The organism is Dokdonella koreensis DS-123 (assembly GCF_001632775.1).
Taxonomy (GTDB): domain Bacteria; phylum Pseudomonadota; class Gammaproteobacteria; order Xanthomonadales; family Rhodanobacteraceae; genus Dokdonella; species Dokdonella koreensis.
On record NZ_CP015249.1, the window covers coordinates 3173492 to 3187785 of the forward strand.

General features: G+C 69.4%; 12 protein-coding genes. 7 read left to right on the forward strand and 5 right to left on the reverse strand.

From position 1 onward, the window contains the following. Positions 1-135: 135 nt before the first annotated feature. The 4 genes from mreC to rodA are packed head-to-tail and all read left to right on the forward strand — an operon-like array spanning position 136 to position 4518. Positions 136-1044 (forward strand): rod shape-determining protein MreC, encoded by a 909-nt coding sequence (gene mreC, locus I596_RS13040; protein ID WP_067648722.1) that lies wholly within the window; start codon positions 136-138, stop codon positions 1042-1044. Further along, entirely contained in the window at positions 1041-1532 is a 492-nt protein-coding gene (gene mreD, locus I596_RS13045) for a rod shape-determining protein MreD (protein WP_067648725.1), read from the forward strand. The genes mreC and mreD overlap by 4 nt, the downstream gene beginning before the upstream one ends. Next, a complete protein-coding gene (mrdA, locus tag I596_RS13050) occupies positions 1529-3412 on the forward strand; it encodes a penicillin-binding protein 2 (protein ID WP_067648728.1) in 1884 nt (627 codons plus the stop codon). The genes mreD and mrdA overlap by 4 nt, the downstream gene beginning before the upstream one ends. Beyond that, a complete protein-coding gene (rodA, locus tag I596_RS13055) occupies positions 3409-4518 on the forward strand; it encodes a rod shape-determining protein RodA (protein WP_067648731.1) in 1110 nt (369 codons plus the stop codon). The genes mrdA and rodA overlap by 4 nt, the downstream gene beginning before the upstream one ends. A gap of 15 nt (positions 4519-4533) precedes the next feature. Here the strand turns inward: rodA and I596_RS13060 are convergent, their stop codons facing one another. Further along, positions 4534-7458 carry an outer membrane protein assembly factor BamB family protein gene (locus I596_RS13060; RefSeq protein ID WP_067648734.1) on the reverse strand — a complete coding sequence of 975 codons (2925 nt, stop codon included), beginning with the start codon at positions 7456-7458 and terminating at the stop codon, positions 4534-4536. A gap of 228 nt (positions 7459-7686) precedes the next feature. Between I596_RS13060 and I596_RS13065 the strand changes: the two genes are divergently transcribed. The 3 genes from I596_RS13065 (at position 7687) to I596_RS13075 (ending at position 10307) form a co-directional block, all read left to right on the forward strand. Continuing rightward, positions 7687-8166: an SET domain-containing protein gene (locus I596_RS13065; protein ID WP_067648737.1), complete on the forward strand. Its 480-nt coding sequence runs from the start codon at positions 7687-7689 to the stop codon at positions 8164-8166. 139 nt (positions 8167-8305) lie between these two features. Beyond that, positions 8306-9538 (forward strand): hypothetical protein, encoded by a 1233-nt coding sequence (locus tag I596_RS13070; RefSeq protein ID WP_067648740.1) that lies wholly within the window; start codon positions 8306-8308, stop codon positions 9536-9538. A gap of 124 nt (positions 9539-9662) precedes the next feature. Further along, positions 9663-10307 carry a class I SAM-dependent methyltransferase gene (locus tag I596_RS13075; RefSeq protein WP_150132146.1) on the forward strand — a complete coding sequence of 215 codons (645 nt, stop codon included), beginning with the start codon at positions 9663-9665 and terminating at the stop codon, positions 10305-10307. 232 nt (positions 10308-10539) lie between these two features. On the opposite strand, the gene I596_RS13080 is transcribed toward I596_RS13075, so the two are convergent. The 4 genes from I596_RS13080 to dusA form a co-directional block, all read right to left on the reverse strand. Continuing rightward, entirely contained in the window at positions 10540-10938 is a 399-nt protein-coding gene (locus I596_RS13080; protein ID WP_067648743.1) for a hypothetical protein, read from the reverse strand. Next, entirely contained in the window at positions 10935-12050 is a 1116-nt protein-coding gene (locus I596_RS13085; protein ID WP_067648746.1) for a hypothetical protein, read from the reverse strand. Before I596_RS13085 ends, I596_RS13080 begins: the two co-directional genes overlap by 4 nt. Positions 12051-12099: 49 nt before the next feature. Beyond that, positions 12100-12837, reverse strand: a complete 738-nt coding sequence (locus tag I596_RS13090; RefSeq protein ID WP_150132147.1) for a hypothetical protein — start codon at positions 12835-12837, stop codon at positions 12100-12102. 397 nt (positions 12838-13234) lie between these two features. After that, positions 13235-14242: a tRNA dihydrouridine(20/20a) synthase DusA gene (gene dusA / locus I596_RS13095; protein WP_067651941.1), complete on the reverse strand. Its 1008-nt coding sequence runs from the start codon at positions 14240-14242 to the stop codon at positions 13235-13237. Positions 14243-14294: the final 52 nt, after the last annotated feature.

Here is a 14294-nt window from a genome sequence, read left to right on the forward strand (position 1 = left end):
CGGCGGCCGGCGTCGTACCGTGGACCGTGCCGCGCGCCCTCGTGGTGCGCGGCCGGCGCCTGCGCGGCGCGGCGGCCGGCACCGGTCCTCTGACGTAGCATTGCTCCTGCCGCAGATCGGCACCCCGGACACCCGATGGCCCTGGCACCCGGCGACAACGCGACCTTGTTCTCCGCGGGCGCAGCGAGCACGCTGCGGCTGATCGTCTACCTGGCCGCCGCGGCGATCCTGATGATCGTCGACCACCGCGGCGGCTACCTGCAGACCCTGCGCGGCCACGCCAGCCTGCTGGTCGAGCCCGCCTATCGGCTGGCCGCCCTGCCCGCCGACGCCGCACGTGCCACGCGCACCGCCGTCGCCTCGCAGAGCGCCCTGGTCGCCGAGAACCGCGAGCTGCGCGAAGCGCTGCTGCTGGCGCAGGCGCGCCTCAACCGCGCCGACGCGGTCGCCGCGCAGAACGAGCGCCTGCAGGACCTGCTCGAGGCGCAGAAGAGCCTCGGCCTCTCGGTGCAGATGGCCAGCCTCCTCGACATCGACATCGACCCGGGCCGGCGCCGCCTGGTCATCAACCGGGGCACGCGCCAAGGCGTCAGCGTCGGCCAGCCGGTGATCGACGCCCTCGGCATCATGGGCCAGGTCGTCGAGGTACTGCCCAACACCGCCGTGGTGATGCTGCTGACCGATCCCGGCCACGCCATCCCGGTGACGATCGAGCGCACCGGCATGCGCACGATCGCCTACGGCGACAAGGAAGCACGCGACCTGCTGGAACTGTCGAACATCCCGACCAGCGCGGACGTCCAGGTCGGCGACAAGCTGATCACCTCCGGCCTCGGCGGACGCTTCCCGTCCGGCTTCCCGGTCGGCGAGATCCGCGACGTGCGCAACGACGACACCGGCATGTTCGCCACGGCGCTGGCCACGCCGGCCGCGGCGATCAACCGCAGCAGCGAAGTGCTGCTGCTGCACGACCTGCCGCAGCCCTACGGCCCGCCGCAGCCCCAGGTGGACGCCACCGCGCCCGCACCGGAGCCCGTGCCATGAACCGCGCCCGCGCCCAGGGCTGGCTGTTCGCCGGCAGCATCGCGCTGGCGATGCTGCTGCAGCTGATGCCGCTGCCGGCGATGCTGCTGCCGATCAAGCCGTACTGGCTGGCCCTGGTGCTGGTCTATTGGGCGATCGAGACGCCGGACCGGGTCGGCCTCGGCTTCGCCTTCCTGCTGGGCCTCGCCGGCGACGTGCTCGCCGGCCAGCTGCTCGGCGAGCACGCCCTGCGCCTGACCGCGCTGGCCTTCATCGTGCTGCGCTTCCGCGCGCGCCTGCGCTTCTTCCCGGTCTGGCAGCAGACCCTGGCCGTGCTCGCGCTGCTGTTCAACGACCGCATCGTCGTGCTGATGGTGCGCGGCTTCTCCGGCGATCCGATGCCGCCCGCCACGTTCTGGCTGTCACCGCTGGTCGGCGCGACGGTATGGCCGTTCGTCTTCATCCTGCTGGACGACCTGCGGTCGCGCCTGCGCGGACGCGAGGCATGAAGCGCGTCCGCAAGCCGATGAAGGACAACCGCCACGAAGGCGAGCTGTTCCGCCGGCGCGCGGTCGCCGCATTCGCGCTGGCCTTCCTCGGCATCGTCGGTCTCGCCGGCCGCTTCTACTGGCTGCAGGTGCTGCGTCACGACGACTACAGCGCGCGCGCCGACTCCAACCGCATCTCGATGCGCCACATCGCGCCGTCGCGCGGCCTGATCTACGACCGCAACGGCGTGCTGCTGGCCGACAACGTCGCCGCGTTCCGGCTCGAGGTGGTTCCCGAGCGCGTTCCCGACATGGCCCGGATGCTGGGCGAGCTGCGCGAGGTGGTGGCGCTCGGCGACGAGGACATCGAGCGCTTCGACGCACTGCGCAGGTCGCGGCGCTCGTACATGAGCATCCCGCTGCGGATGAAGCTGGCCGAGGAAGAGATCGCCCGCTTCTCGGTCGAGCGCTGGCGCTTCCCGGGCGTGGACGTCGTCCCGTACCTGACGCGCTCCTATCCGCTCGGCAAGGATTTCGGCCACGTCATCGGCTACGTCGGGCGGCTCGATACGGACGACCTCGCCCGCGTCGACGCCACCCGCTACGACGGCACCACGCACATCGGCAAGACCGGCATCGAGCGCTACTACGAGAACCTGCTGCACGGCGAGCCCGGCTACGAGCTGGTCGAGGTCAACGCCAATCGGCGGCCGCTGCGCACGCTCGAACGCAGCGCGCCGATCCCGGGCAAGAACCTCTACCTCAGCATCGACGCGCGCCTGCAGCGCGCCGCCGAGGAAGCCTTCGGCGGCGCGACCGGCGCGCTGGTGGCGATCGACCCGCGCAACGGCGAAGTGCTGGCCCTGGTCAGCATCCCCGGGTTCGATCCGAACCTGTTCGTCAACGGCATCAGCCGCACCGACTACCGCACCCTGCTCGAAGCGCCCGACCGGCCGCTGTTCAACCGCGCGCTGATCGGCACTTTCGAGCCCGGCTCGACGATCAAGCCGTTCATGGCGCTGGCAGGCCTCGAACTGGGCGTGCGCAAGCGCGCCGACACGGTCCTTTCCACCGGCGAGTTCTTCATTCCCGGCCAGCCGCGCGCCTATCGCGACTGGCGCCGCGGCGGCCACGGCCGCGTCGACGTGGTGGAGGCGCTGGCGCAGTCGGTCAACACCTACTTCTATTCGCTGGCGCTGGACCTCGGCATTGACCGCATGTCGCAGTACCTCGGGCAATTCGGCTTCGGTGCGCCGACCGGTATCGACCTGGCCGGCGAAGGGCGCGGCATCCTGCCGTCGCGCGAATGGAAGCGCGGCGCCCAGAACCAGCCCTGGTTCCCGGGCGAAACGGTCATCGCCGGCATCGGCCAGGGCTACTGGACCGCCACACCGATCCAGCTCGCCTACGCCACCGCCACGCTCGCCGCCCGCGGTGTCGCACACCGGCCGCACCTGCTCAAGGCGACGCAGGACAGCTTCAATGCGCCGATCGCCGATGTCGAGCAGCCGCCGGCCCCGCCGTCGATGATCCGCGACCCGGCCAACTGGGCCATCGTCGAGCAGGGCATGATCGCCGTCGTCAACGGCCCCACCGGCACCGCCCGGCGTGTCGCCGAAGGCGCCACCTACGTGATCGCCGGCAAGACCGGCACCGCGCAACGCTTCTCGCGCACCGAAACGAACGAGCAGGCCCTGTCGGCACTCGATGCCCGGCAGAAGTACAAGGCGTTGTTCGTGGCGTTCGCCCCGGCCGACGAGCCGCGCATCGCACTCGGCCTGGTCCTGGAATTCGCCGCCAGTGGTTCGGCCGATGCCGCGCCGCTGGCGCGGCGCGTCCTCGACGCCTGGCTGCAGCCCGATGCCGTTCCCGCCATCGCCAGCGGAGCCGCCGCGCCGTGATCGCCGCCCTGCGCCACGCCACCCGCCGCTGGCTGTGGCGGCTGCAGCATCGCCCGCGCCTGGACTATCCGCTGCTCGGCGCGATCGCCCTGCTCGGCGCGATCGGCCTGGCCACGCTCTACAGCGCCGATCCGCGCCTGGTCGTCAACCAATCCGTCCGCTTCGCACTCGGCGCCGCGCTGATGCTGCTGATCTCACGGATCCCGCCGAGCACCTTGCGCAACTGGACGCCCTGGCTCTACGGCGGCAGCCTCGGGCTGCTGGTCCTGGTCGCGCTGCTCGGCGAAGGTCGCGGCGCGCACCGCTGGCTCGACTTCGGCTTCGTCCGCTTCCAGCCGTCCGAACTGCTCAAGCTGACGATGCCGATGATGATGGCCTGGTACCTCAACCGGCGGCCGCTGCCGCCGGACTGGACGACCCTGGCCGGCGCCGTCGTGCTGATCGCCATTCCCGCCGGCCTGATCGCCGAGCAGCCCGACCTCGGCACCGCCCTGCTGATCGTCGCCAGCGGCCTGTTCGGCATCTTCCTGGCGGGACTGTCGTGGTGGCGCATCGGCTTGATCGGCGGCACCGTCGCCGCCGCCGCGCCGGTCGCCTGGGTGTTCATGCACGAATACCAGCGCAACCGCGTGCGCATGCTGCTCGACCCCGACTCCGACCCGCTGGGCCTGGGCTGGCACATCATCCAGTCCAAGATCGCCGTCGGCTCCGGCGGCCTCTGGGGCAAGGGCTGGCACCGCGGCACGCAATCCCAGCTGGACTTCCTGCCCGAGCACACCACCGACTTCGTCTTCTCGCTGTATTCGGAGGAGTTCGGCCTGGTCGGCGTCGTGCTGCTGCTGGCCCTGTACCTGTTCATCATCGGCCGCAGCCTGTGGATCGCCGCCAACGCCAAGGACACCTACTCGCGCCTGCTGGCCGGCGCGATCAGCCTGGCGTTCTGCGTCTACGTGATCGTCAACGGCGGCATGATCAGCGGCGTGCTGCCGGTGGTCGGCGTGCCGCTGCCGCTGATGAGCTACGGCGGCACCTCGGCCGTCTCGCTGCTGGCCGGCTTCGGCGTGCTGATGTCGATCCACGCGCACCGGAAGATGGTTGCGCGCTGAGGCGCGACGAACGGGTCAATCGAAATCCGCATAAAGAAGCCGATCGGTCACCAGCAACTCCGTGGCAACGTTGTCGAGCAGTTGGGTTTCGAACCACCCGTAAGGCGCATACGCCTCTGCAATGATGGAGACAGCGCCAGGCGCCAGCACCCGTGCCGTAGCCGTCAGATGCGCCGAGGCACCCGGCTCCAGATCCAGATGCGCACGGATCCCACCCGGTGTCCGCGTCGCGGTACAGAGTCCTCCCCCCACGATTTCACAGGTCAGGTCCGATACGCCCAAGCGGTCGGCGAACAGACCCGGCGCTGCGGGACGGCCCATATGCACGAACGCCATCGCATCGGCGACCGCTTGTCCGCCACTGTAGGCGACCGTTGCGGAAAGCGTGAACGACGCACCAGGCTCGACTCTCTCCGGCAAGGCGGCAAGGGAAACGGCGAGCCCACCGGGATTGCCGCGCTCCGGTGCGGTGAGCCGACCAATCCAGGGGCCGGCCGCATGGCCTGGGCGATAGGCTTCGCCGGACGAGAACCGGTCGCCACCGGCGATGCGTGGTCCCCACGAAGTCCTGTCGGTAGCCACGGCCTCGTCCAGCGTCGAAGCAACGGCAAGCACCCTGCCGTCGAGGAAGATCCCGGTCGTCGAATCGAAACGGGTCAGGAACGTCCGCGCACCATCCGACTGCGTCGCGAGGACAACACCTTCAGCAATCTCCTGGACCGTGGTTTCGGCGCGTGGTGCACCCACTGGACCATCGAAGCGGTTGACCCACATCGGCGCGCCTGACTGCCGGTCCAGCCGCATCAACAGGCCGGTCCGGCCGGACAGATCCAGGCGTGAACCGCCCACGTAGAGGTCGCCGTCATCGCCGATGCGCCCGGAGACGAGCCGGTGGCCGCCCCCCGCTTCCGTGAAAGCACGGCTCCAGCGCACCGAACCGTCCGTCGCCGAAACCGCCGAAATCAAGCCATCCGCGGTCCACAGGTAGATGTCACCGTCCGCCGCCGCGAGAAAGACACCGCGGAAACTGCAGTCATCGCGCCAGCGCTCCGAACCGTCGGTACCCGAGAGCAGCAATGCGCACCGGGGGTACCGTGGAACCTCGAACGAGAAAACATCGTTGCCGACCAGCCAGAAAGCCGGTGCGCCAGAATCTCCCAGTTCGGTCGGAAGCGCCCTTCTCCAGCCAGAAACACCCGTCGCCCCGTCAAGCTTCTCGATCCAACGCTGGTACACCCCCATGCCGTTATTGGAAGTGACCGTAACGATGATGTCTCCCACTGCGTCCAGGTCGAAACCGACTTGACCGGGCTGCCTGCTTCCCTCAACCAGAGGCCGATGCCAACGCAACGTCGCGCCATCGGCGGAGTATCTCGCCAGATAGCCACAACACGTGCCGCCGCCTGCAACGAGCAGCAGGTCGCCGTCGGATGCACGCCGGACACGACCCCACTGATAGCCGCCGCGCGGGGCTTCTACCGGAAACACGGCTTGCCAGAGAATGGCGCCTTCCTGGTCGAAGCGCTTGACGCGGATCTGCGTCCCCTCATCCGCATCCTCCAGCGACGCCACCAGCCATTCCTCGCCATCCTGCACGGCGTCGCTGCTTGCCGTCTGCGGCAGCGCCGGGTACTTGGCCGCCTGTACGTTTCCGGTAGCGCGGTCCAGCCGCATGACTCCGCTGGTACAGGACGACTCCGTAACGCAGTTCGCGCCCGCCACGCGTATGACATCGCCGGACACCAGAACATCCCGGGGGCGGAGTGTGAGCCCCGGAGCAGTGCCTTCGAGCTCGCGGCGCCAGACGGTCGTGCCATCGTCGATCGAGAGGCGCTCGACGAACCCTCGCGATTGCGCATTGTCGACACCCGCCAGGAACACCTGCGCACCGGCGACTTCGACACGCGGCAGGCCCTGCAGATCCAGGAGGCGTGACCAGACCACCGCTCCGGTAGCCGCATCGAGGCATTCCAAGCGCTGTTCCGAGCCCTCGACGACGTATCCCACCCACCGGGTGCTGCCGTCGGTTTCCAACGCGAACCAGTTGCCCGGGCGGCTCCAGACGACGGCGCCGGTGTCGCTCCTGAGCTTGACCAGCTCGCGCAGGCCCGTCGTTCCGAACCGCTCCAGTACGACGCCCTGCGCATCGACGAGGTTGACGTTCGGTAGCCAATCGGTATCGGTATTGCCGATCGACAACTGTTTCGTCCAGAGGGGTGTCAGGTCCGGCCCGAGCTTGAGCAGGCGCTGATGGAAGGTGTAGTTCTCCGAGCGACACAAGGCCGTCACGTAGACGTTGTCTGCCTCGTCCGCGCCCAGCGGGATACCCGCGCAGGCGTACGTGGGAAGCAGCGAGAAATCGCGTACATCCAGCACGGCCCCGGTGAACCTGTCGACCCTGGAAACGGACCAGGTGTCGGCCAGTCCGCGGATGTCCTGATTCTCCGTCAGGATCAGATCGCCGTTGCCGAAAACGCCGACCCTGGCAGGATGATGCCGCTCCGTATCGACATGCCGAGACCACAGCAGGCGGCCATCTGCGGAGAACCGCGCAATGCCCTGGCGGAGGACCAGGGCGCCCCCGTCCGCCAACGATCGGCCACTGATCGCATCGCCATACCTGCCGAGCCAGGTGCCACCAACGGTGCGTTGATGGACGACGGTATCATCGGGGCCGGACATCAACGACAGCACCGGTGTTCCCTGGGTGTCGCGCGCAAAGAAGTAGTAGCCGCCGTCAGGTCCGGCGGCCAATGCCGACGGTGGCTCGAACGAAGCCACTGGGCCGTACTCGAACATCCAACCCGTGGTCAGCGCCTGCACCGGATCGAAACGCGTTTCCCAGGCGATGCCTGGCTGCTGCGCAATGGCAACCGGGGCCGCCATCGCCAGGCTCGCCAAAGCCCATGTGTGAATGTGCGACGGCGTGCTGCGTCCCATGACTCCCCTGCCCTTGACCGTTGGAAGCGCGGATTCTATCGCCTGGCGCTTTCACGGATCGAATCGTCGCGGCATGGCGCATCCGCGTTCAAGCAAGACGCGCGGCCGAGGACCCCGCGCCGGCGCGAGTCCGTGCAGAGATCGACAACCAGGGAACGTGCAAGATCGGTGCTCTGGCACATCACGCTATGATGGTGCCCCTATCCAACGCGCCCCTGCTCGAGCCGAATGTCCAGAAAAATCATCCGCCGCCGCTCGCCGATCCACGGCAACGGCGTCTTCGCCGCCACCGACCTTCCCGCCGACATCGACCTGATCGAGTACCGCGGCCGCCGCCTCACCCATGCGCAGGCCGACAAGCTCTACGGCGACACCGCCGAGGACGGCCACACGTTCCTGTTCATCCTCAACGATCGCTACGTGATCGACGCCAACGTGGACGGCAATGTCGCGCGCTGGATCAACACCAGTTGCAAGCCCAACTGCCAGGCGGTGGTGGAAGAGGCCCCCGGCCGCGATCGGCGCGCCGACCGCGTCGTCATCCGTACGCTGCGGTCGATCCGGGCCGGCGAGGAACTGAGCTACGACTACGGCATCACCATCGATGGGCGCATCACCGAGCGCCTGAAGCGGATCTGGGCCTGCCACTGCGGCAAGCGCGGCTGCACCGGCACGATGCTCAAGCCCAAGCGCGCACGCAGCGGCTGAACGGGCGAGCGGACCGCACGGCGCGCAGCCATCGTCCGCGGTATCCTCTGCCCGGCCGCTCTGCGGCCCCGTCCGGGCGTGCCGCTGGCCGATCCGGGCCGGGGCTCGCCACGAGGCGGACGCGTCGACGGAGGACGGCATGAAGACAATCGCGGTCGTAGGGCTGAGCGACGAGGACGCTGCCCACCTGCGCCTGCTGGTCCGCAAGGCCGAGTCCTCGCTGAAGATGCCGTGGCGCTGGGGCACCGAGAGCGAGGCGGACCTGGTCGTCGTCGACCCGGCCAGCTTCGCCGGCCTGATGGCGCGCTCACGCGCCCGCGTGCAGGGCATCCGCTGCGCGCTGCTCGATGGCGGCAACGGGGTTCCCGAAGGCGAGGACCCCGTGTTGCACAAGCCGTTGAAGCTCGACGCACTGGTGGCCCTGCTGCATCAGGTGGCGGCGCAGTCACAGCCGTCCCCGGTCGTGGCGCCCCGCCACCAGGATTTCTACTTCGGCGATCTCGGCGACACACCGACCGACTCGGCCTTGCCGGCGCCCCTGGCGGCCGCCGCCCCGCCGGCGTTCCAGTCCGGGCTCGACGAACTGCTGCGCGTCCATCCCGAGGCCGACCCCGCGCCGCGCCCTCCGGCCGGCCGGCTGGACCAGGACACCTCGATCGCGCCGGCAGCACGTCCGCGCGATGCCGGTCCCGTCGGACCGGCCCAGAAGGATCCGGACGCATTGCGATCGCGCCTGCGCGATCGCCAGGTCACGGCCGCGCAAGGCGCTCCCTCCACGCGGTCGGCCGATGATGCGCGGACGCATGGGCTGAGCGAGTACCTCACCGGCTCCGTGCTGGCCGGTCCTTCGGCGATCGCATTGCCGGATGCGCCGGAGCTGATCGTCGATCCGCGCAGCCAGGTCTTCCACGCCAGCGGCAGCCTGCGCGACCTGGAGCCCTACTGCCGGCAGCCGCTGCGGCGCGGCGATTGGCGCCCGCTGACCAGTGCCGGACTGGCGCGGCTGCAGGCCGCCGGTGCCGGCCAACCGGTCCAGCGCCTGCTGTGGCTGTGCGCGCTGCTCGGCTCGGACGGCCGGCTGGCACCGCACCTGGACCCCGGCGGCACCTACCTGCTCAAGCGCTGGCTGGAGATCGACCGCGGCTATGCGCGCCAGTTCCGCATCGCCTCGGTGATGGTGCAACCGCAGCGGATCCACGACATCGCGCGCGCATCGGACGCGGCGATGGGCGAGGTGTTCGACACGATCAACGCCTTCGATGCGATCGGCTATCTGCAATGGACGCCGCGTTCGCCGCGCCACGCGGATGAGAACGGCGGGGCGTTCGCCGCGCTGATGCGCCGGCTGCGCAAGCCGATCGGCCGGAGCTGACGGGCGGCAGGACCGCCGTTTCGGGCTGCGCTTCGGCGGCGGCGCGCTCGCACCCGACGCGGCTTGATATCCGATTCACAGGCCTGGCCGAAGCTGCGCGCTCCGCAACCGAGCGCCGACGACGATGCCCGAGCTTTCTCCCCGATCCCGCCTCGCAGACGCCACCGGCGCGAGCGGCCGCCTGTCCGACGGTCTGGCCTTCCTGCGCGGCTGGCTGCGCAATCCTCGGCGCGTCGGCGCCATCGCCCCGTCTTCGCCGGCGCTGGCGCGGCTGATCTGCAGCGAGATCGAACCCGGGCAGGCCCCGGTGATCGAGCTCGGTCCCGGCACCGGCGTCTTCACGCAGGCACTGCTCGCGCGTGGCCTGGCGCCCACGCAGCTCACCCTGGTCGAGGCCGCACCCTGCTTCGCCGAACGGTTGCGACGCCGCTTTCCGCAGGCGCGGGTGCTGCATCTGGATGCCACGCGACTCGCGACACTGGCCCTGTTTCCCGACGCCCGCGTCGGCGCCGCCGTCAGTGGACTGCCGTTGCGCGCGATGACGCCTGCCGCGGTCGAGGCGATCACGGCCGGCCTCTTCCACTGGCTGGCGCCGGGGGCATGCCTGTACCAGTTCACCTATGGCTTGCGTTGTCCGATACCTGTGCCGGTGTTGCGACGGCACGGCCTGAAGGCCCGGCGGCTGGGCCGCGTCTGGGGCAACCTGCCGCCGGCGACGGTCTATCGCATCGCGCGCATCGCCGACACGCAGGTGGCGCCGGCTTCCTAGCCGATCGGGTATGCCCGGCATCGCGCCTTCGACGCGCCGTCCGGTGCGGCGTCCGCAGTCGATCCGGAGCGCCCGCAGCGACAACGGGAATATGCCGGTGACGATCGGTGCGCAGACACCAGGGCGCGGGGCCTCGCCGACCGGAGGGCGCGAATCGACGTAGACAGGACAGGCGATGCAGGCTCCTCCGGTCGATCTGCACGACCGGCCGGGCAATGCCTTCACCGTTCGCTCAAGGTCCGCGCGACCCGCCGGCCTTGCCGGTGCCGGGGAGTTCGGCGCTGGCGGCCGTGCCGCCGGTCTTCTTCGGAAGCGGCGGACTCAGGCGCTTCTTGACGCCGGTCTGGCTGACCGCATCGATCTGGTAGTAGTACGTGGTGCCCGCAACGACATCGCGATCGACGTAGCGGTATTCGCCCTGGCTCGGGCTGGTACGAATGATGTCCTTGTTGAGCCGCAGGAACGGGCCCTCCGCTGCCGGTCCGCGGTAGACGACGAACCCGTACGCGCGATCCAGGTCGCGCGCGGTCCAGCTGAGCGTGTTCACCGGCGCTGGCGCTTGTGCCGATGCCACGGCCGCGCCGCCGAGCAGGATGCTGCCGGACAGCAGCAGGCAAGCCCGGCGCCTCATGGCTGGCCCCCCTTCTTTTCCCCGTCCACCTTGATGTCTTCCTCTCCGGTCACGACGCCGAGCGAGTGGACGTTCGTGTCCGGCCCGACGACCAGGCCCGAGAACGGCAGCTCCACGCTCTCCTCGCGCCCCTCGAACCAGACCGTGGCCGCGCGCTTGGAGATCAGGCGCGCCTGGGCGGTGTCCAGGTCCATGCGCAGGTGGACGCAGCCCTCGCCGCACGGCTTGGACGAGAACGCCAGATCCTCGCCGACCTGCGCCACGCGCGTGATCGACAACGGTTTGCCGTCCACGGCACGCAGCGTGATTTCCTGCACCGCCGGTTCGCCCTGCTTCACGGCCCCGAAACTGATGGTCGCGGGCATGGCGTTGACGTCGCCGTAGACATGCGCACGCACACCGACCGCCAGCAGCGGCTGATCGGCGACGTTGGTCTTGACGAGGACATGACCGGACAGCTCGCCCAGCGGTGCGGACGGCAGCAGGACCGTGCGAAGCTCGGCCGACTGGACGTCCGCCCCCGGCGCCCGCGGAACCACCATCACCGACAGCCAGTACGGCTTCTGCACGATCTCCAGCACCGACAGCGGGGCGGCCTGGTAACTGCTGATCCCGACCAGCTTCGGCGATGCCTCCGAACGCCGGACGTAGCCCAGGTCGACCTGCGGCCGCTCCGGTGCATAGGCCGACTGGACGAAGACGGGAAAGCTCAGGCGCAGTCGCCCGGTATCGGGACTGATGACGTCGAAGTGGACCGTCTGCAGGCCCAGCACGTCACCCACCGGCTGCTCCACCGTGACGCGCGTCTCCGCACCGGGCGCGAGCACGACCGGATCGAAGCGGGCGGTGCCGTCGCCGGCGAGCGACGCGACCTGCGCGATGCTCACCGGCGACGGACCGGTATTGCCGACCAGGAAGGCCTGCGTCGCGACGGCCCGCTGGTAGACCTCGACCGGCAGGCAGGCCGACGGCAGGCAGCGCGCCTGCAGCGACGTCACCGCCGGCTCTCCCTTGGGGCCTTTTTCGGCCGCCACGTCACGGGCGATCGCCTCCTGCGCGCCCGCGCCGGCCGCCGCAAGGGCGAGGGCAAGGGCGAGCCGGGAGATCCTCATCGAGGCCCGCATCGGCCTGACGGGCATCGGCACAGGCCGTACCGTCCGGTCAGTCGATCCGGAACTCCTTCAGCGATACCGGGAAGGTGCCGGTCACGTTGAGCGTGTAGCTGCCGCAGCAGTCGGCGTCACCGATCGGATAGAACGAATCGACGTAGACGTAGTAGGTCGTGCCGGCGGTGAGCGTCGGCGTGATCGCAGGCGCCGTGACGCTGGGCTCGTCGTCGCTGCCGGCGACGCAGCTGGAGGCATCGCCGCAGGTGCCGAGGATGTAGATGTGCGGATCGAAGGTGGCGTTGGAGATCGCGAAGGTCATCGCGTTGCCGGTACCCGGCGTCACTACCCATACATCGTCGGGCCCCTGGGCATTCACGGGGTTGGTGAATTCGCTGCACTGCACGGCGCCCGTGGGATCCGGCACGTTCTGAACGTTGTTGGTGCCACCGGTCGTGCTGCCCGTGACGGTCTGGCCGGCGTTCCCCGCATAGCTGATGGTGCCTTCCGGCGCCGCACAGGTTCCACCGGCAGGTGCCGACGTCGATGGGACGGGCACATAACCCGGGCGAACCGGCTTCTCACGCGCCATTACCTGGCCGCTCATCGCAGCGAGCACGGCCACCACCGAAACAATACTGACAGTTCTCATCTCGTCGACCCCGTTATAGATAGATAGAGTTTGGTGCGCGACACGATCAGCCCAGAACGCCCATTGATCGAGGGCCGCGCCGTCCAGTCGCTGCATTTCAGGAATGCCAGGGACACCGGACTTTGCGAGTATGGTTTTCATCCCGGGAAGCAACCACTGCACGGACACGTGCCGGCTTGCATCCAGACTGGACGGAAGTGGCGTTGGCGTACAGGTGCCTAGCGGCCCGCCGCTCGCCTTCGCTTCGCGCACATCCGACCGGTCCGGCCGAACGAATCGACACCCGGAACGGATTCCTCGCGTCGCCTCGCCCGATCGGGCAGGCGCGCCGCGCTGCAGACTCGCTGCCCGAACGATGCGTCGCGTGGCCGAAGGAGCGCGCGCGCGTGACCGGCCTCATGCCGCGGTCGACTCACGCCGGCCTGGCCGGCATCGTGCGACGCTCGGGGAATGGCGTGGAATCGCGCGCGTGCCTGCCTTCCCGACAGGACGTCCCGGCGCGGGAACACCCGCCGATGAGCGCCCGCCGGAGAAAAGACTATGCCGCTCGCGCCAACTCGCCGCGGCGACGCGCCTCGAGCGCCTCCACCAGGACCTCGAAGCCGGCATCGGCACGATGCGCACGCTCGCTCAGCGTGCGGCGCCAGGCGCGGCCACCGGGCAATCCCTGGTACAGGCCCAGCAGGTGGCGACTGACGTGCTGCAGGCGGCCGCCGCTCGCCAGATGCGCCTCCACGTACGGCCGCATCGCGGCGACCACCGCATCGCGCTCGGGCAGCCGCGTGCCCCAGAGCGCAGCCTCGATCTCCGCCAGCCGATACGGCTCGTGGTACGCCGTCCGGCCGAGCATCACGCCGTCGACCTCGGCCCAATGCACCTGCACGTCCGCCACCGACGACACGCCGCCGTTGATCACCACCGAAAGCGCCGGGAACTCGCGCTTCAAGCGATACACGCGGTCGTAGTCGAGCGGCGGGATGTCCCGGTTTTCCTTCGGCGACAGGCCCTGCAGCCAGGCCTTGCGCGCGTGCACGATGAACACCGTGCAGCCGGCCGCGTGGACGGTCTCCACGAAACGGCTCAGGTCCGCCTCGGCGTCCTGGTCGTCGACGCCGATGCGGCACTTGATCGTCACCGGCACCGCGACCGCCGCCTGCATCGCAGCGTAGCAGTCCGCGACGAGTTCGGGCTCGCGCATCAGGCACGCCCCGAACCGGCCCGACTGCACGCGATCGGACGGACAGCCGACGTTGAGATTGATCTCGTCGTAGCCGAGGTCCGCGCCGATCCGCGCAGCCTCGGCCAGCTCGGACGGCACCGAGCCGCCCAGTTGCAGCGCGACCGGGTGTTCGGCGGCATCGAAACCCAGCAGGCGCGCGCGGTCGCCGTGGATCACCGCCGGCGCCGTGACCATCTCGGTGTACAGCAGGGCATGCGGCGACAGCAGCCGATGGAAGTACCGGCAATGCCGATCGGTCCAGTCCATCATAGGGGCTGTGGATAAAATTTTATCCTTGTAATTCAATGCTTTATCTCGTAAAATCATCGGCATGGACGGACCAGAAACCCCGCTCGTGTGCACTGGATTTCGCCCGATT